Raw genomic sequence first — 17,190 nt, forward strand, 5'->3', positions numbered from 1 at the left:
AAGGATTTCAGGGTTAAAACCATCTGAAATTCAATGAATACTTGCGGTGGAAGCTCTCTTTTTGAGAGATTGGCGCTGGCTTTCAAGCGTCCATCGAAGCGGCCATGACCCGGTTCTTGCCGGCCCGCTTGGCGGCGTACATGGCCCTGTCGGCACGCACCAGCGCCTGTTGGTAGCTCTCGTTCGGGGCGATTTCGGCCACCCCGGCGCTGAAGGTGATGAGTACGCGCTCGCTGTCCTGCAGAAAGTAGCGCGTGGTCAGCTTGCGCTGCAGCCGCTTCATCACTTCCACGGCCTGCTGTACCTGGGTGCCGGGCAGCAGAAAGACAAATTCCTCCCCGCCGTAGCGGGCCAGCTGGTCCTGGTTGCGCATGATCTGTTTGGCCACGGCGACCAGATGCTGCAGAGCCTTGTCCCCGGCTTCGTGGCCCAGGCGGTCGTTCAATGCCTTGAAATTGTCCAGGTCGAGCAAGGCAATGCACATCGGCACCCCGGCTGCCTGGGTACGGATGACTTCCTGCTCCAGCGCTTCGTCCATGCCCCGGCGGTTGAGGACGCCGGTCTGGGAATCCTGGCGGGCCAGCACCGAGGTGTGTACCAGCTCGTGGCGCAGGCGCTCGACTTCGGCCAGGCCCTGTTCGCTTTGCTCGCGCAGGGTTTGCAGCTCGCAACGGGCGGTGGAGCAGCGCTCGGACATGGCCCGCGTGGCCGTCATGACTTCTTCGAGCAGCGGGGTGATCTCGTGCAGGTGCGAAACCTGGGTCAGACGGGTGGCGCAGCGCTCCAGCTGATCGTGGTAGCTGGTGTTGGTGTCGCCGATATCGGCCAGACGGTCGATGAAGGTGGCCAGCAGATTGCGCACCTGGGTCTGGGCCTGTACCAGGCGTTCCTTGGCTTCGGTCTGCTTGAAGATGACGTCCTTCAGGCGCAATTCGATGTCCTGCAGGTGCGGCAGGGTCAGGGGCGGCTCGGTCGCGGTTTGCAGGGCGTCCAACTGGCCTTCGAGCCATTGATCGTCCAGGCACAGTGCGGCGATGTTCTGAATGATCAGCCCCAGCAGGCGCAGCAAGGTATCGCGCAGCTGGGCTTCATCCTGGGCGGCAAAGGACAGCCGGTGGTTGAAGTTTTGCAGCAACAGCTCGGCAGTGGACAAATCGGGGCTGGGCTGGCGCAGGAAGTGCATGAGCTGCTCGGCCATTTCGTGCAGGCGTTCGTCCCTGCCGGCAAAGGCGGGCTGGCCGAACTCCAGCAGGTGCACGATTTGCCTGGCCAGGCTGGCGGGAATGGGGATGGCCATTCCGGCGACTTCACCGTACACCGCCTGGTAGTTTTCCGGTGTCGGTGCCAACTGCCGGGCAAAGAGCAGCTTCAGGGCTTCACGGGCAATGATGGAGGGGTTCTTTTCGACCATGACAGGCTGCTGCGGAACAACAAAAAAGGGACTCGCGCCATTCTAGGCGCTGCCCCTTTTTGTTCCCCGCAGCTGGCCCGGAAAGCCTACGCCAGCCCCCGTTGAATGATAATTTTTTGCACATCGCTGGTGCCTTCGTAGATCTGGCACACGCGCACGTCGCGGTAGATGCGCTCCACCGGGAAATCATTGACCACGCCGTAGCCGCCCAGGGTCTGGATGGCGCTGCTGCACACGCGCTCGGCCATTTCGCTGGCGAACAGTTTGGCCATGGCGGCTTCCTTCAGGCAGGGTAGGCCCGCATCGCGCAGGCTGGCGGCGTGCCAGATGAGCTGGCGGGCGGCCTCGATTTGCGTAGCACATTCCGCAAGTCTGAAGCCGACAGCCTGGTGATGGAAGATGGGCTGGCCGAAGCTTTCGCGCTCCTTGCTGTAGGCCAGGGCGCATTCGAAGGCGGCGCGGGCCATGCCCACGCTTTGCGCGGCGATGCCGATGCGCCCGCCCTCCAGGGCCGACAGGGCGATCTTGTAGCCCTCGCCCTCGGCGCCGATCAGGTTGGCGGCCGGGATGCGGCAGCCGTCGAAGTTGATCTGCGCGGTGTCGCTGCTGTGCTGGCCCAGCTTGTCTTCCAGCCGCGCGACCTGGTAGCCGGGGTTGGACGTGGGCACGAGGAAGGCGCTCATGCCCTTTTTGCCCGCGGCCTTGTCGGTGACGGCGATGACGATGGCCACCTGCCCGTTCTGCCCGCTGGTGATGAATTGCTTGACGCCGTCGATGACGTAGTCGCCCCCGTCCCGGACCGCCGTGGTGCGCAGGGCCGAGGCGTCGGAGCCGACGTGCGGCTCGGTCAGGCAGAACGCGCCCAGCATTTCGCCACGCGCCAGGGGGGTGAGCCATTGCTGCTTTTGCGCAGCGTTGCCGTAGCGCATGAGGATGGCGTTCACCGGGCAGTTGGTGACGCTGATGGCGGTGCTGGTGCCGCCGTCGCCCGCCGCGATTTCCTCCAGCACCAAGGCCAGGGTGAGGTAGTCCAGCCCGGCGCCGCCGTATTCCTCGGGCACGCAGATGCCGTAGGCACCCAGGGCGGCCAGGCCCTGGTGGACGTCTTTCGGAAAGTGGTGTTCCTTGTCCCAACGCGCGGCGTGGGGAACGATTTCCGCCTGGACAAACTCGCGCACGGCATCGCGCACCATTTGCTGGTCCTGGGTGAGCAGCATTGCAGTCTCCTTTTTAATTTGATAGCTTCTTGCGCTGAATATATAAAGATTTCAGAGCGTTTTATATCTGAAATCTTTTATTTGTCAGCGCAAGAAGCTCCTTTTATTGTCAAACCAGCTCGACGGCCATGGCCGTGGCTTCGCCGCCGCCGATGCACAGCGTGGCCAGGCCTTTTTTCAGGCCGCGGGCCTGCAAGGCGTGCAGCAGGGTGACGATGATGCGGGCGCCGCTGGCGCCGATGGGGTGGCCCAGGGCGCAGGCGCCGCCATTGACGTTGACCTTGTCGTGCGGCACATTCAGGTCGGCCATCAGCGCCATGGGGACGACGGCGAAGGCCTCGTTGATTTCCCACAGATCGACGTCCTCGACTTTCCAGCCCGCTTTTTTCAGCACTTTTTCCGTCGCGCCGACGGGGGCGGTGCTGAACCATTCCGGTGCTTGCGCGTGCGTGGCGTGGGCGACGATTTTGGCCAGCGGCTTGCAGCCGAGTGCGGCGGCGGTGGACTGGCGCATCAGCACCAGGGCGGCGGCGCCGTCGTTGATGCTGGAGCTGGCGGCGGCGGTGATGGTGCCGTCCTTCTTGAACGCGGGGCGCAGGGTGGGGATTTTGTCGGTGCGGATTTTCAGGGGGCCTTCGTCCTCGGCAATCGTCACCTCGCCCTTGCGGGTCTGGAAGGTGACGGGGGCGATTTCGGCCTGGAACGCGCCGGACTGGATGGCCTGCTGCGCCCGCTGCACGCTGGCGATGGCGAAGGCGTCCTGCTGCTCGCGGGTGAACTGGTACTTGGCGGCGCAATCCTCGCCGAAGGTGCCCATGCTGCGGCCGGGTTCGTAGGCATCTTCCAGGCCGTCGAGCATCATGTGGTCATAGACCTTGTCGTGGCCCATGCGGTAGCCGCCCCGGCCTTTTTTCAGCAGATAGGGGGCGTTGGTCATGCTTTCCATGCCGCCGGAGACCATGACCTCGCGGCTGCCCGCGATCAGCTGGTCGTGCGCCAGGATGGTCGCTTCCATGCCCGCGCCGCACATTTTGGACAGGGTCACGGCCCCGGTGCTTTGCGGCAGGCCGCCCTTGAAACCGGCCTGGCGGGCGGGCGCCTGGCCCTGGCCGGCCATCAGGCAGTTGCCGAACAGCACTTCCTCGACTTTTTCCGGGGCGATGCCGGCACGTTCGACGGCGGCCTTGATGGCGGCGCCACCCAGGTCGTGGGCGGCCAGATCGGAAAAACCGCCCTGGAATGCGCCCATGGGGGTGCGTGCGGCGCTGACGATGACGACGGGGTCTTGCTGTTGGGACATGTTTTGCTCTCCTTGTTGCAGAAAAACCAGCGCCGTGGCGCTGGTCGAGGGGGTTCGAGGGGGATGGCTACGTGCGTTCGCGGCTGGCGACCAGTTCCACGGCCCGCTCGTGGACGTCGTACAGGCCGCCCACGCCGGGCAGGGTGATTTCCAGGTTGGTGATCAGGCCGTTTTTCAGGCTGTAGCACCAGCCGTGCAGCGTGACCTTCTGGCCGCGTGCCCAGGCGTCCTGCATGACGGTGCTTTGGGCGACGTTCATGACCTGCTCGATCACGTTCAGCTCGCACAGCACGTCGTGGCGGTGCTGCACGGCGGTGTTCTTGATCAGGTGGTAGTGCTTGACGCGCACGTCTTTCACGTGGCGAATCCAGTTGTCGGCCAGGCCGATGCGCAGCTCCTCCAGCGCCGCCAGCACGCCGCCGCAGCCGTAGTGGCCGACGACCATCAAATGCTCGACCTTGAGCTGGTCGATGGCGTACTGGATGGTCGAGAGGCAGTTCAGGTCGCTGGGCACGACGACGTTGGCCACGTTGCGGTGGACGAACACTTCGCCCGGCTCCAGCCCGCTGATCTGGTTGGCGGGCACGCGGCTGTCGGAACAGCCGATCCACATGTATTTGGGGTTTTGCTGCTCCGTCAGCTTCGTGAAGAAGCCGGGGCGCTCGCACTCCATGCGCTGGGCCCATTCCTTGTTGTTGGCAAAGAGGTCGTCGATGGAGGTGGTGCTCATAAGTTTCCTTTGGCTGCCCCGGTACGCTGCCTGCCGGTGGGGGTGACCCTGGCGGCAGGGGCGCAGCGGGGGATGGGTGAAATCAACAAGTCTCGGCGAACAGCTCGCGGCCGATCAGCATGCGGCGGATCTCGCTCGTGCCGGCGCCGATCTCGTAGAGTTTCGCATCCCGCCACAGGCGGCCCAGGGGGAACTCGTTGATATAGCCGTTGCCACCGTGGATTTGGATGCCTTCACCGGCCATCCAGGTGGCTTTTTCCGCCGTCCACAGAATCACGCTGGCGCAGTCCTTGCGTACCTGGCGCACGTGGTCGGTGCCCAGCATGTCCAGGTTCTTGGCCACGGTGTAGGCAAAGCTGCGGGCCGCCTGCAGCACGGTGTACATGTCGGCCACCTTGCCCTGGATGAGCTGGAACTCGCCGATGCTCTGGCCGAACTGCTTGCGGTCGTGGATGTAGGGCACCACGTTGTCCATCACCGCCTGCATGATGCCCAGGGGGCCGCCGGTCAGCACGGCGCGTTCGTAGTCCAGGCCGCTCATCAGCACCTTGGCGCCGCCGTTCACGTTGCCCAGCACGTTCTCTGCGGGCACTTCCACGTCCTGGAACACCAGCTCGCCGGTGTGGCTGCCGCGCATGCCCAGCTTGTCCAGCTTTTGCGCCACGGAAAAGCCCTTCATGCCCTTTTCGATCAGGAAGGCGGTGACGCCACGGGCGCCCAGCTCGGGTTCGGTCTTGGCGTAGACCACCAGGGTGTCGGCGTCCGGGCCGTTGGTGATCCACATCTTGCTGCCGTTCAGGACGTAGTAGCCGCCCTTGTCCTCGGCCCGCAGCTTCATGCTGATGACGTCCGAGCCTGCGCCCGGCTCGCTCATCGCCAGGGCGCCGACATGCTCGCCGCTGATCAGCTTGGGCAGGTATTTGGCCTTTTGCGCCGCGTTGCCGTTGCGGTTGATCTGGTTCACGCACAGGTTGGAGTGGGCGCCGTAGGACAGGCCGATCGAGGCGCTGGCGCGGGAAATTTCCTCCATCGCCACCATGTGCGCCAGATAGCCCATGTTGGCGCCGCCGTACTCCTCGCCCACGGTGATGCCGAGGACGCCCAGATCGCCGAATTTTTGCCACAGATCCATGGGGAACTGGTCGGTGCGGTCGGCTTCGGCGGCGCGGGGGGCGATCTCGGCCTGGGCAAAGTCGCGCACGGCATCGCGCAGGGCGTCGATATCTTCACCAAGCTGGAAGTTCAGGCCGGGCAGGTTGGTCATGGGGTGTCTCCTTGGAACAGGTAAAAAAAGTTAAACCGCAGCAATGCCGGGGCGGCCCTGGATGGCCATCAGCGTGCAGTTCATGGTGGCGACCAGTTTTTCCTGGCCGCCGTCGATGGCGTAGGCGCGGCCCTCGGTCACGACGATGGTGCGTCCAGGTTTCAGCACCACCCCCTCGCAGCGAAAGCTTTGCCCCTTGGCCGGGGCCAGCAGGTTGATCTTGAACTCGATGGACAGCACGCCCGCATCCAGCGGCATCACCGACAGGCCCGCATAGCCGCAGGCCGAATCCAGCACTGTGGCCATCATCCCGGCATGGATGAAGCCATGCTGCTGCGTCAGCGCCGGCGCCCAGTCGAAGCACACATGCGCCTGCCCCCGGGACAGATGCGTCAGCCGCGCCCCCAGGGTGGCCATGGCGCCCTGCTTGGCAAAGCTGTCGTGAATACGCTGCGCGGCGGCGGTGTCCAGGCTGTCCATCTCGTCTCCTTGAAAGCGTGGTTTTTAAGTGACCTTTACGTAAACGTCAATTACGTAGATTCCCGCGCCTGCAGCTTGCGCAGCAGTTGCTGCGCCTCCTTTTCCTGGGCGCGGACTTCGTCCAGCGTCATCTGGATGTCCTGCATCCGCTCCTCCAGTTGCTGGCGGTGCTGGGCCAGTACCTGCAAAAATTTTTGCAGCTGCGCCCCGGAATCGCGCGGGCTGTCGTACAGCTCGATGATTTCCTTGGCCTCGGTCAGCGACAGGCCCAGCCGCTTGGCCCGCAGCGTGAGCTTCAGCCGTGCCCGGTCGCGGGCGCTGTAGGTGCGCGTGCGGCCACTGGCCCCCTCGCGCTGGGGCTGGAGCAGCCCCATGTCTTCGTAAAAACGAATGGCGCGGGTGGTCAGGTCAAACTCCTTGGCCAGATCGCCAATGGAATACGCGACAGCGGAGGCGGCATCTTTGTGGTCTTTGTGCATGGCTGCATTATTGACGTTTACGTCAACGTCCTGCCGCAATCTCACCCCCGGGATTTCTCCCAGGCGGGGGCTGGCTCGGTAAGAATCCGGCCATGTCCCGCACCGTCCCCCCTTGCCCTGCCTGCCCCTGTGGCTGCACCAGCGCCAAAGGCCAGCCCCTGGCCTATGCCGCCTGCTGCGGCCGCTTCATCGACCACTACGCCGAAGCCCCCGCGCCCGATGCCGAACACCTCATGCGCTCGCGCTACAGCGCCTTTGTGCGCGAGGACGCGGCCTACCTGCTGGCCACATGGCACCCCGACACCCGCCCGGCCAGCCTGGACTTCGACCCCGGCGTGCAATGGCTGGGCCTGCAAGTCAAGGCCTTTGCAACAGTGGACGACCACCACGCCACCGTGGAATTTGTCGCCCGCTACCGCCAGCAAGGCCGTGCCGTGCGCCTGCACGAACGCAGCCGCTTCGTGCGCGAAGCGGTGGACGGCCTGCCGCGCTGGTGGTACGTGGATGGCGATGTTTCCTGAAAACGCCCTGGTGGCGCTGGACACTGCACCAAATATGACATCAAATGATGCAAATTTTGATGAGAAGGAGCCGCCATGCGCACCACCGTCACCATTGACGATGCCCTGTACCAACGTGCCCTGGATGTGGCCGACCCCGCAATGGATAAGAGCGAGCTTTTCCGCGAAGCCATGAAAACCTTTATCCGCGTGCAGGCAGGCCGCCGCCTTGCCGCCTTGGGCGGCGCCGCGCCGGGGATGGCCGACATCCCGCGCCGCAAGCCGGACGACGCCCCCATTCGCAAGGTGTCGTAATGGCCGTGCTGGTCGATACATCGGTGTGGGTTGCCCATTTCCGGGAGCGCAACCCGCATCTGCAAAGCCTGCTGGAGCGGGATGATGTACTCATCCACCCCATCGTCCTGGGCGAAATCGCCTGCGGCACCCCGCCCGACCGGGCCACCGTCCTGGCGGCTCTGCGGGAATTGCGCCCGGCCATGGCGGCCTCCATCGAAGAAACCCTGCTCATGATCGAGCGCCACCATCTCTATGGGCAAGGCTGCGGCATTGCCGACATGCTGTTGCTGGCCGCGACCCTGATGACCCCCGGCGCTACCCTCTGGACGCTGGACAAGCGCTTGGCCGCACACGCCCTGGCCTTGGGGGCGGCTTACCAGCCGCCCAGTCACTAACCACTACCCCACCATCACCACACCCCCCGGCCACCATGTCCTTTGAAGCCATCCTGTTCGACTGCGACGGCGTACTCGTCGATAGCGAACCCATCACCCTGGGCGCACTGCGCCACATGCTCAACGCCAGCGGCTGGGCCATTACCGCCGAGGAATGCCAGCACATCTTCATCGGCAAGACCGTGCGCAGCGAAACCGCCCGCATCGAACGCGAAACCGGCCAGCCGCTGACCGATGCATGGATGGCCGCCTTCTACGCCCTGCGCGACGCAGGGCTGCACGCCCGCCTGCAAGCCGTGCCGGGGGCCGTGGCTGCCGTGCAGCAATGCCATGCGCTGCTGGGCGGCAACATCGCCGTAGCCAGCGGCGCGGACAAGGCCAAGGTGCTGATGCAGCTCGACAAGGTGGGCCTGCTGCCGCTGTTCGACCCGCACATCTTCAGCGGCCACGACCTGCCGCGCACCAAGCCCTTCCCCGACGTGTATCTGGCCGCCGCTGCATCGCTACGGCGCGACCCGCGCCGCTGCCTGGTGATCGAAGACGCCCTGCCCGGCCTGCAGGCGGGCCTGGCCGCCGGGGCCACCGTCTGGGGCTATTGCCCCCGGGAAGGCGGGCACACCACGCCCGAGGCGCTACTGGCTGCTGGCGCCCAGCGCGTGCTGCGGGATATGGGGGAGCTGCCGGGCTTGCTGGGGCAAACCGACTGAACCCCTGGGGCCAGGGGCGGCTTCCTACAATAAAGCCCCCTCTTTTCCGTCCCCTGCCATGTCCTCCCAAGATTCGCCCCGTAGCCTCATCCGCATCCACGGCGCACGCCAGCACAATTTGAAGAATCTGGATGTGGACATCCGCACCGGGGAGCTGACGGTGGTCACCGGCCCCAGCGGCTCGGGCAAGTCGTCGCTGGTGTTCGATACCCTGTATGCCGAGGGGCAGCGGCGCTACGTGGAGACGTTCAGCGCCTACGCGCGGCAGTTTCTCGACCGGATGGACAAGCCTGCCGTGGACAAGGTGGAGGGCGTGCCCCCGGCGATTGCGATCGACCAGACCAATCCGGTGCGCAATTCCCGCTCCACCGTGGGCACGATGACGGAGCTGAACGACCACCTCAAGCTGCTGTTCGCCCGCGCCGGGGCGCTGTTCGACCGGCAGACCGCCCAGCCGGTGCGCCACGACACGGCGGACAGCATCTACGCCCAGTTGCAGGCACGCGCCCTGGCGGCGGGCGACCCGCGTTTGGTGGTGACGTTTGCCGTGGAGCTGCCCGCCAGCACCAGCGCCGACGAGGTGCAGCAGTGGCTGCTGGCCAGTGGCTTTACCAAGATTCAGGCCGAGCGCACGGTGGAAAAACCGGCCCCGCCCCCGGAAAAAGGCAAGAAGGCCGCCAAACCCACCAGCGTGAAAGTGCTGGACGTGGTGGCCGACCGCTTTCGCATGGGCAACGTGGAGCGCAGCCGGGCGATGGAGGCCATCGAGCTGGCGCTGCTGCGCGGCCAGGGGCTGATGCAGGTGTATGCGCTGGCCGGCGATGCCGAACCCGAGGTGTGGAAATTCGCCCTGGGTCTGCATTGCCCGGACAGCGGCATCAGCTACCAGGCGCCGCTGCCGGCGCTGTTTTCCTTCAACTCGGCGGCGGGCGCGTGCCCGGAGTGCCGGGGCTTTGGCCGGGTGATCGGGGTGGACTGGAATCTGGTGATTCCCAACGACAAGCTGACGCTGCGCACCGGCGCCATCAAGGCCATCCAGACCCCGGCGTGGAAGGAGATTCAGGACGACCTGCTGCGCCACGCCGAGGCCGAGGGCATCCCGCGCGACATGGCCTGGGGCAAGCTCACGCCCGCGCAGCGCGACTGGGTGCTGGAAGGCTCGCCGCGCTGGAACGGCAAGTGGGAGCAGACGTGGTACGGCATCCGCCGCTTTTTCGGCTATCTGGAGAGCAAGTCGTACAAGATGCACATCCGCGTGCTGCTGTCCAAATACCGCAGCTACACGCCCTGCCCGTGCTGCGGCGGCGCCCGCCTGGGGCTGGAAAGCCTGCTGTGGCGCGTAGGCAGCAAGGCAGATGCCGATGCGGTGTTGCCGCCGCAGCAACGCTTCATGCCGCAGGGCACGGGCTGGAGCCGTGAACAACTGCAAGCCTTACCCGGCCTGTGCCTGCACGATGTGATGCAGTTGCCGCTGGTGCGGCTGCAAAAGTTTTTTCATGATTTGAAAAAAGGAGCTGTTTCCGCTGATTCAACAAAGATTTCAGCATCAAAACAGCCTGAAAATCAGGCAGAACAAGCAGCACAAGCTCTGATTCTGGAAGAAATCGAAACGCGCCTGCGCTATCTGTGCGATGTGGGCATCGGCTACCTGACGCTGGACCGGCAAAGCCGCACCCTGTCCGGCGGCGAGGTGCAGCGCATCAACCTGACCACGGCGCTGGGCACCAGCCTGGTGAACACCCTGTTCGTGCTGGACGAACCCAGCATCGGCCTGCACCCGCGCGACATGCAGCGCATCAACCAGGCCATGCAGCGCCTGAAAACCGCCGGCAACACCCTGGTGGTGGTGGAGCATGACCCGGCGGTGATGCTGGCCGCCGACCGCATCATCGACATGGGCCCCGGCCCCGGCGTGCGCGGCGGGCAGATCGTATTCGACGGCACCCCGGCCCAACTGCGCGGGGCCGACACCCTGACCGGCGCCTACCTGGGCGGGCGCAAGCAGGTGGGCTTCGGCTTCAAGCGCCCGGTGCAGGCCAATACGCCCAAGCTGATTCTGGAAGGCGCCAGCGCCCACAACCTGCAAAACGTGGATGTCGCCTTCCCCCTGCAACGGCTGGTGACGGTGACGGGCGTGTCCGGCTCCGGCAAATCCAGTCTGGTGCAGGACGTGCTGGCCCCCGCGCTGCTGCGCCACTTCGGCAAGCCCACGGAAAGCGCCGGCGCCTTCACCCGTCTGCTGGGGGCCGAGCAACTGGCCGACGTGATGTGGGTCGATCAATCGCCCATCGGCAAAACCGCGCGTTCCAACCCGGTCAGCTACGTCGGCGCGTGGGACAGTCTGCGCGAGATTTTTGCCTGCGCCCCGCTGTCGCGCCAGCGCGGCTACACGGCGGGCAAGTTCAGCTTCAACACCGGCGACGGGCGCTGCCCGACCTGCGGCGGCTCGGGCTTCGAGCATGTGGAGATGCAGTTCTTGTCCGACGTGTACCTGCGCTGCCCGGACTGCAACGGCCAGCGCTACCGCCCCGAGGTGCTGGACATCCGCATCGAGCGCGGGGGCCGGATGCTGAACGTGGCCGACGTGCTGGCGTTGACGGTGGCCGAAGCCGCCGCGCTGTTCGCCAGCGATTCGGACGTGATTCGCGCCCTGCAACCCATCGTCGATGTGGGGCTGGACTACGTGCAACTGGGCCAGAGCGTGCCTACGCTCTCGGGCGGCGAGGCGCAGCGTTTGAAACTGGCCGGTTTCCTGGCCGAAGCCGCCAAGACCCAGGCCAAATCGCGCCAAAGCCTGGCCCGCAAGGGCACGCTGTTTTTGTTCGACGAGCCGACCACCGGCCTGCACTTCGAAGACATCGCCAAGCTGATGCGGGCGCTGCGCAAGCTCCTGGACGCCGGGCACAGCCTGATCGTCATCGAACACAACCTGGACGTGATCCGCGCCAGCGACTGGCTGATCGACCTGGGGCCGGAAGGCGGCGACGGCGGGGGCCGCATCGTCGCCCAGGGCACGCCGGAAGAACTGCGGCAGATGACCGGCTCGCACACCGCCCAGGCGCTGCGCGACTATGAAGTCGCCATGGGATTGGAAGGGCTGGACGGCCCGGGCCAACACCGCGTGGCCGAAGCCGCGCCTGCGTGGCACATCACGCCTGCCGCGACCGCGCCGCAGCCCGCGCCCAACGCGATTGAAGTCATCAATGCCAAGGAACACAACCTGAAGAACCTCAGCGTGCAGATTCCGCACGGTAAGTTCAACGTGGTCACGGGCGTGTCCGGCTCCGGCAAATCCACGCTGGCCTTCGACATTGTGTTCAACGAAGGCCAGCGCCGTTACCTGGAATCGCTCAACGCCTATGCCCGCAGCATCGTGCAACCGGCCGGGCGGCCCGAGGTGGACGCGGTGTACGGCATTCCGCCCACCGTCGCCATCGAGCAGCGCCTGTCGCGCGGCGGGCGCAAATCCACCGTGGGCACCACCACCGAGGTCTGGCATTTCCTGCGCCTGCTGTACGTCAAGCTGGGTACGCAGCACTGCGTGCATGACGATGCGCCGGTGCAGCCGCAAAGCCTGGACAGCATCGCCGCCCAGCTCATCACCCGCTTTGGCGGGCAGGTCATCGGCCTGCTGGCCCCGCTGGTCAGCCATCGCAAGGGCGTCTATACCGAACTGGCCGACTGGGCGCGGCCCCGGGGCTACACGCATTTGCGTGTGGACGGGGCGTTTCTGCCCACCACCGGCTTTCCGCGCCTCGATCGCTTCAAGGAACACAGCATCGAACTGCCCGTGGCCAGCGTCCTGGTCAGCGCCCATGACGAAGCCACGCTGCGCCAGCATCTGGCCCAGACGCTGGAGCTGGGCAAGGGTGTGGTGCAGGTGCTGCACGGCATCGACGATCTGGCCGCAGCCCTGACGGCGGGTGGCGACGGTGCAGGCATCGGCAGCGTGCAGGTGTTCTCCACCCAACGCGCCTGCCCGGTGTGCGCCACCAGCTATGCCGAACTCGACCCGCGCCTGTTCAGCTACAACAGCAAGCACGGCTGGTGCCCGGACTGCGTGGGCACCGGCGTGCAGTTGAGCAAAGACCAGCGCAAGGTGTACGACGACAGCCAGCTGGCCGAAGACAACCGGGGCCGCGAACTGAGCTTTGCCAGCCAGGAGGTGGAGGATTTGGCCGACATCGCCTGCCCCACCTGCCACGGCACGCGCCTGAACGCCACCGCCCGCGCCGTGCGCTTTGCCGGGCAGCGCATCACCGATCTGGCCCGCCTGAGCGTGGACGACCTGCGCCAGTGGGCGCAAACCCTGGCGCTGGCAGGGCGGGAGGCGGACATCGCCCGCGACCTGCTGCCTGAAATCGCCAGCCGCCTGGAGTTCTTGCAGGAAGTCGGCCTGGGCTACCTCACGCTAGACCGGGGCGCCCCCACGCTGTCGGGCGGCGAAGCCCAGCGCATCCGCCTCGCCGCGCAACTGGGCAGCAACCTGCAAGGCGTGTGCTACGTGCTGGACGAGCCGACCATCGGCCTGCACGCACGCGACAACCGCATCCTGCTCAACGCCCTGCACAAGCTGGGCGCCAAGGGCAACACCCTGGTGGTGGTCGAACATGACGAGGACACCATCCGCCGTGCCGACCACATCATCGATATCGGCCCCAGCGCCGGGCGGCGCGGCGGCCAGCTCATCGCCCAGGGCAGCGTGGCCGACGTGGAAAGCGCCCCCGACTCGCAAACGGGCCGCTACCTGCTGCACGCCATGCGCCACCCGCTGCAAGCGCGGCGCAGCGTGGATGCTCCTGAAAACAAAGCTGCTACCGCTGGCAAGAAAAAGGTTTCAGAATCAAAACAATATGAAATCAAGCAAAAATCAGCGAAAGCAGCTTCTGAAACAGAAGCAATAACAGAGACACTTCGCTGGCTCACCGTCCACGACGCGCAGATGCACAACCTGCACCACGTCACCGCCCGCGTGCCGTTGCAACGGCTGGTGGCCGTCACCGGCGTGAGCGGCTCCGGCAAATCCACCCTGGCGCGGGACGTGCTGCTGACCAACGTCGCCGCCTGGGTCGGCCAGCGCCAGACCAAGGCCGGGCGTGACGCGATGGATGCCGGGCAGGCCCCGGCCCTGGTCGGCTGCACGGGTCTGAGTGGCTTTGAAAGCATCGACCGCGTGCTGGAAGTCGATCAGACCCCCATCGGCAAAACCCCGCGCAGTTGCCCGGCCACCTACATCGGCTTCTGGGACACCATCCGCAAACTGTTCGCCGGCACGCTCGAAGCGCAGGCGCGGGGCTATGCCGCCGGGCGCTTTTCCTTCAACACCGGCGCGGGCCGCTGCCCCGCGTGCGAAGGCCAGGGCCTGCGCACCATCGCCATGAGCTTTCTGCCCGATGTCAAGCTGCCCTGCGACGCCTGCCACGGCGCCCGCTTCAACCCCGAAACCCTGGCGGTCACCTGGCGCGGCAAAAACATCGGCCAGGTGCTGCAAATGGAAGTGGCCGAGGCCGTAGATTTTTTTGCTGCCATGCCCGCCATCGCCCACCCGCTGCAACTGCTGCAAGACGTGGGCCTGGGCTACCTCACGCTGGGCCAGCCCAGCCCCACCCTGTCCGGCGGCGAAGCGCAGCGCATCAAACTCGTCACCGAACTGACCAAGGTGCGCGACGACGTGGGCCGGCGCGGCCAGAAAGCCCCGCACACCCTCTACGTGCTGGACGAACCCACGGTGGGCCTGCACATGGCCGACGTTCATAAGCTCATCCACGTGCTGCACCGCCTGGTGGACGGCGGCCACAGCGTCATCGTCATCGAACACGACCTGGACGTGATCGCTGAAGCGGATTGGGTGATTGACCTCGGCCCCGAAGGCGGAGCAGGCGGTGGCCGGATCGTCGCCGAGGGCACGCCGGAAGCCTTGGTCAAGGCGGGTACGCATACGGGGGTGGCGCTGGAGGCCAAGTTAATTCGGTAGCGGGGCGTGCCTAACGGACAAGTTTAGCCGCAGCGAAGCGGTCGGCTGCTACGATGAGTTAGCCTCCACGCCTTAAAAGACTAGGGCAGTCGCATCTAAATATCTTTAAAAATCAAAGAGGTTTTTGTCATTCCCGCTCTCTCCTTCCGTCATTCCCGCGAAGGCGGGAATCCAGTGCGCCCAATGGACGCTGTCGCTGGACACCCGCCTTCGCGGGTATGACGGTGGGGTACGGGTGTGACGGGACGTGATTGCTTGCTATGAATTTAGATACGATTGCCCTGTTTAAAAGACGCGGACTCTATAAAAACTTTGATTTTCTCTCCATCACTCGCGCTTTCGGAACAGCGACGGATGACTGATCTTCGCCTCTTCGACCGCAGCAGAGATCGCCTGCATATTTTCAGTCTGACATGTTCGCACAAGCATGAATATGGTGTTACGTAAATCGTGAACTTCGTCCATCGAAGCCTTCTTTGGCTCAGGAAGGTATTCACGATCCCAGAAAACGCCACGAAGCGCCTCTCTTGCACGCGACGAAATCCAATCGAGTCGCCGCGTCGATTGACGTGATGCATTGGCGATGCGTGCAATGTGGTCAAGCGCGTCTCGGAGCAGTGCGATTTCTTCTTGGGGCGTCATTTGAACTTGTTATAGGTGGCGGACTTGTTATGCCATTTATACCTTGAGGTCATAATTTTTCCGTAGGTGCAAAATGATTTTAAATAAGGCTCTGTAGATATTTAGTTGGTTCGCGCCAAAGGCATAGTAGCCAGTGATAAGTTCTTCGCTGGGAATACTAGGTGAGATAGTCCATTTTTTGCTTTCATTAGATCCGTTGTAGAACTTGACCGGGTATCGAAAATGGCGACCTTCGCTCTCAAGCTCACCCCAACTCCCATAATTCTGGATACTGCCGTTATAGCATTCACTTCCAATAATATTCTCAAGTTCAATCAGGAGGTTTTTTATGCCATCAATCTGCTGACGAGTAGCGAGGATAGATGCGTGCTTCCGGAGTTTTTTTTCTAGGAAATCAAACTGCCCGGCGTAGTAGCCTTCATTGTCCTTTTTCGCCTCTGTTTTCCATTTTTCGACGACGTCCCAGGATAGCCCATCTGCAGAAAATGCTATTATTTTCCGATAAGCAGAAAATTCCGACGCAACCGAATCATAGATTTCATCCCACGCCTCAAAACTATCTCTCGCAGATTCGATAAACTCATCCCTGAGACTCGCAAGGTCACCGAAATCAATGTTTTGAAGTCTGGCGTAGCCTTCTTTCTCCGCAGAAATACAATACGCTTGCATTTCATTATCGTCTGGCCACTGACTTTTGGCGCGAGCTACAATCTCATTGAGCACTTCATCGGGAATCATAAGAGGGGTCTCAGAAAAATGCCTAACTAGAAATAGACGACAATCAAGACAGCGGTTGTAGTCCGGTAAAACTGGGCCATCTTACACGCTCCACAGGTAAATTTCAGGCCGTCATCTATTTTGGCCAACCTAAATTTTGCGGTTGAAAAGAACACCCTCTCACCCCGCCCACATCCCATGCAGCACCATCACCCGCGCAAACCAAGCTGAATCTACCCAACGCTGCACCCAGGTTTGCGCGTGCGGCCAGGGCCAAACAAATAGCCGGTGGCATTCAGTTGCTGCTCCAGGGCATCAGGAGGTCATTGCCAAGTGGGCAATATAGCCAGAGCGGCTTTCCCCGGCGGCCTTGGCACGCCGATCCAGTAGTGTCAGGATGCGCCGGGGCAGGGTAATGTTGATGCGCTCAATGGTGTCATCCACCAGGGCGGGATCAACTTCTGCAACAGCCCAGACCCAGCCGTCGTATTCGCAGCTCTTTTGCAAATCGGTAATGCTCGACGGTTTGGGGATGGTTTCTCCGTTGCTGATGGCTTCTTCGATCCACAGCGCAATGGACTCCTTGGCGTTCTCGATCGCCTCATCCAGCCCATCATCTGCTGCCGAGAAGCAGCCGGGCAGGTCGGGCACGACAACGCTCCAGGCTGTTGTATCGTTTCCGGGTTCAATGGCAATGGGGTACTTCATCGGATGCTCCTTTACTTCAATCCAGCTTATGCCAGAACGTATTTACGATCTTCTCATGCTGCCCCGCCGCATCCTCATCCACCCCGCAGCCCCGCCCAAGCCCGCTGTCGGCAGTCCCTGCAACGGCTGCGGGCTGTGCTGCCTGCTGGAGCCGTGCCCGCTGGGGATGGTGCTGTCGCGCAAACGTACCGGGGCGTGCGTGGCGCTGCGCTGGAGCGAGGAGGAGCAGCGCTACCTGTGCGGGGCCATCAGCGATGCCCCCCGGGGCTGGCTGGGGCGCTTGCGCCAGCGGCTGGCCCGGCGCTGGATTGCGGCCGGAGCCGGGTGCGATGCGCATCTGACGGCCATGTGACGTGGCCGTTCTGGCCC

At 63.9% G+C, this 17,190-nt stretch carries 16 protein-coding genes; 6 read left to right on the forward strand and 10 right to left on the reverse strand.

The window, feature by feature from the left end:
• Positions 1–82: 82 nt before the first annotated feature.
• From ACFO3A_RS06700 to ACFO3A_RS06730, 7 genes are all read right to left on the reverse strand, one after another.
• On the reverse strand, positions 83–1,411 hold the full coding sequence (locus tag ACFO3A_RS06700) for a GGDEF domain-containing protein (protein ID WP_377725066.1): 1,329 nt from the start codon (positions 1,409–1,411) through the stop codon (positions 83–85).
• An 86-nt stretch (positions 1,412–1,497) separates the two neighbouring features.
• Positions 1,498–2,628 carry an acyl-CoA dehydrogenase family protein gene (locus ACFO3A_RS06705; RefSeq protein WP_377725068.1) on the reverse strand — a complete coding sequence of 377 codons (1,131 nt, stop codon included), beginning with the start codon at positions 2,626–2,628 and terminating at the stop codon, positions 1,498–1,500.
• Positions 2,629–2,737: 109 nt separating this feature from the next.
• A complete protein-coding gene (locus ACFO3A_RS06710) occupies positions 2,738–3,928 on the reverse strand; it encodes an acetyl-CoA C-acyltransferase (protein WP_377725070.1) in 1,191 nt (396 codons plus the stop codon).
• Positions 3,929–3,995: 67 nt separating this feature from the next.
• Positions 3,996–4,658, reverse strand: a complete 663-nt coding sequence (gene can, locus ACFO3A_RS06715; protein WP_377725072.1) for a carbonate dehydratase — start codon at positions 4,656–4,658, stop codon at positions 3,996–3,998.
• Positions 4,659–4,740: 82 nt separating this feature from the next.
• The gene (locus ACFO3A_RS06720) at positions 4,741–5,922 is read right to left on the reverse strand and encodes an isovaleryl-CoA dehydrogenase (RefSeq protein ID WP_377725074.1); all 1,182 of its coding nucleotides are present in this window, start codon (positions 5,920–5,922) and stop codon (positions 4,741–4,743) included.
• 30 nt (positions 5,923–5,952) lie between these two features.
• The gene (locus tag ACFO3A_RS06725; RefSeq protein WP_377725075.1) at positions 5,953–6,402 is read right to left on the reverse strand and encodes a PaaI family thioesterase; all 450 of its coding nucleotides are present in this window, start codon (positions 6,400–6,402) and stop codon (positions 5,953–5,955) included.
• A 50-nt stretch (positions 6,403–6,452) separates the two neighbouring features.
• Positions 6,453–6,881, reverse strand: coding sequence for a MerR family transcriptional regulator (locus ACFO3A_RS06730; protein ID WP_377725077.1), 429 nt, complete (start codon positions 6,879–6,881; stop codon positions 6,453–6,455).
• A 92-nt stretch (positions 6,882–6,973) separates the two neighbouring features.
• Between ACFO3A_RS06730 and ACFO3A_RS06735 the strand changes: the two genes are divergently transcribed.
• The 5 genes from ACFO3A_RS06735 to uvrA all read left to right on the forward strand — a co-directional run bounded on the left by ACFO3A_RS06735 (position 6,974) and on the right by uvrA (position 14,754).
• A complete protein-coding gene (locus tag ACFO3A_RS06735; protein ID WP_377725079.1) occupies positions 6,974–7,402 on the forward strand; it encodes a YchJ family protein in 429 nt (142 codons plus the stop codon).
• 75 nt (positions 7,403–7,477) lie between these two features.
• Positions 7,478–7,696 carry a type II toxin-antitoxin system VapB family antitoxin gene (locus tag ACFO3A_RS06740; protein ID WP_377725081.1) on the forward strand — a complete coding sequence of 73 codons (219 nt, stop codon included), beginning with the start codon at positions 7,478–7,480 and terminating at the stop codon, positions 7,694–7,696.
• On the forward strand, positions 7,696–8,073 hold the full coding sequence (locus ACFO3A_RS06745; protein ID WP_377725082.1) for a type II toxin-antitoxin system VapC family toxin: 378 nt from the start codon (positions 7,696–7,698) through the stop codon (positions 8,071–8,073). Before ACFO3A_RS06740 ends, ACFO3A_RS06745 begins: the two co-directional genes overlap by 1 nt.
• Positions 8,074–8,108: 35 nt before the next feature.
• Complete coding sequence (locus tag ACFO3A_RS06750; RefSeq protein ID WP_377725084.1) at positions 8,109–8,780, forward strand: HAD family hydrolase; 672 nt, start codon at positions 8,109–8,111, stop codon at positions 8,778–8,780.
• Positions 8,781–8,838: 58 nt separating this feature from the next.
• Entirely contained in the window at positions 8,839–14,754 is a 5,916-nt protein-coding gene (gene uvrA / locus ACFO3A_RS06755) for an excinuclease ABC subunit UvrA (RefSeq protein ID WP_377725085.1), read from the forward strand.
• A gap of 327 nt (positions 14,755–15,081) precedes the next feature.
• Here the strand turns inward: uvrA and ACFO3A_RS06760 are convergent, their stop codons facing one another.
• The 3 genes from ACFO3A_RS06760 to ACFO3A_RS06770 form a co-directional block, all read right to left on the reverse strand.
• Entirely contained in the window at positions 15,082–15,396 is a 315-nt protein-coding gene (locus tag ACFO3A_RS06760; RefSeq protein ID WP_377725087.1) for a hypothetical protein, read from the reverse strand.
• A gap of 36 nt (positions 15,397–15,432) precedes the next feature.
• Positions 15,433–16,134 carry a hypothetical protein gene (locus ACFO3A_RS06765; protein ID WP_377725089.1) on the reverse strand — a complete coding sequence of 234 codons (702 nt, stop codon included), beginning with the start codon at positions 16,132–16,134 and terminating at the stop codon, positions 15,433–15,435.
• Positions 16,135–16,428: 294 nt separating this feature from the next.
• Positions 16,429–16,821, reverse strand: a complete 393-nt coding sequence (locus tag ACFO3A_RS06770) for a type II toxin-antitoxin system HicB family antitoxin (protein WP_377725091.1) — start codon at positions 16,819–16,821, stop codon at positions 16,429–16,431.
• A 28-nt stretch (positions 16,822–16,849) separates the two neighbouring features.
• Here ACFO3A_RS06770 and ACFO3A_RS06775 point away from each other — a divergent pair, with 28 nt between their 5' ends.
• On the forward strand, positions 16,850–17,173 hold the full coding sequence (locus ACFO3A_RS06775) for a hypothetical protein (protein ID WP_377725092.1): 324 nt from the start codon (positions 16,850–16,852) through the stop codon (positions 17,171–17,173).
• Positions 17,174–17,190 lie beyond the last annotated feature (17 nt).

Origin of the sequence: Comamonas nitrativorans, from assembly GCF_042654765.1 — a bacterium.
GTDB lineage: Bacteria > Pseudomonadota > Gammaproteobacteria > Burkholderiales > Burkholderiaceae_C > Comamonas > Comamonas nitrativorans.

Excerpts from the sequence above, each read along its gene's own strand:
- ACFO3A_RS06700 (WP_377725066.1), bottom strand. The coding sequence starts at position 1,411 with ATGGTCGAAAAGAACCCCTCCATCATTGCCCGTGAAGCCCTGAAGCTG.
- ACFO3A_RS06705 (WP_377725068.1), bottom strand. The coding sequence starts at position 2,628 with ATGCTGCTCACCCAGGACCAGCAAATGGTGCGCGATGCCGTGCGCGAG.
- ACFO3A_RS06710 (WP_377725070.1), bottom strand. The coding sequence starts at position 3,928 with ATGTCCCAACAGCAAGACCCCGTCGTCATCGTCAGCGCCGCACGCACC.
- can (WP_377725072.1), bottom strand. The coding sequence starts at position 4,658 with ATGAGCACCACCTCCATCGACGACCTCTTTGCCAACAACAAGGAATGG.
- ACFO3A_RS06720 (WP_377725074.1), bottom strand. The coding sequence starts at position 5,922 with ATGACCAACCTGCCCGGCCTGAACTTCCAGCTTGGTGAAGATATCGAC.
- ACFO3A_RS06725 (WP_377725075.1), bottom strand. The coding sequence starts at position 6,402 with ATGGACAGCCTGGACACCGCCGCCGCGCAGCGTATTCACGACAGCTTT.
- ACFO3A_RS06730 (WP_377725077.1), bottom strand. The coding sequence starts at position 6,881 with ATGCACAAAGACCACAAAGATGCCGCCTCCGCTGTCGCGTATTCCATT.
- ACFO3A_RS06735 (WP_377725079.1), top strand. The coding sequence starts at position 6,974 with ATGTCCCGCACCGTCCCCCCTTGCCCTGCCTGCCCCTGTGGCTGCACC.
- ACFO3A_RS06740 (WP_377725081.1), top strand. The coding sequence starts at position 7,478 with ATGCGCACCACCGTCACCATTGACGATGCCCTGTACCAACGTGCCCTG.
- ACFO3A_RS06745 (WP_377725082.1), top strand. The coding sequence starts at position 7,696 with ATGGCCGTGCTGGTCGATACATCGGTGTGGGTTGCCCATTTCCGGGAG.
- ACFO3A_RS06750 (WP_377725084.1), top strand. The coding sequence starts at position 8,109 with ATGTCCTTTGAAGCCATCCTGTTCGACTGCGACGGCGTACTCGTCGAT.
- uvrA (WP_377725085.1), top strand. The coding sequence starts at position 8,839 with ATGTCCTCCCAAGATTCGCCCCGTAGCCTCATCCGCATCCACGGCGCA.
- ACFO3A_RS06760 (WP_377725087.1), bottom strand. The coding sequence starts at position 15,396 with ATGACGCCCCAAGAAGAAATCGCACTGCTCCGAGACGCGCTTGACCAC.
- ACFO3A_RS06765 (WP_377725089.1), bottom strand. The coding sequence starts at position 16,134 with ATGATTCCCGATGAAGTGCTCAATGAGATTGTAGCTCGCGCCAAAAGT.
- ACFO3A_RS06770 (WP_377725091.1), bottom strand. The coding sequence starts at position 16,821 with ATGAAGTACCCCATTGCCATTGAACCCGGAAACGATACAACAGCCTGG.
- ACFO3A_RS06775 (WP_377725092.1), top strand. The coding sequence starts at position 16,850 with ATGCCAGAACGTATTTACGATCTTCTCATGCTGCCCCGCCGCATCCTC.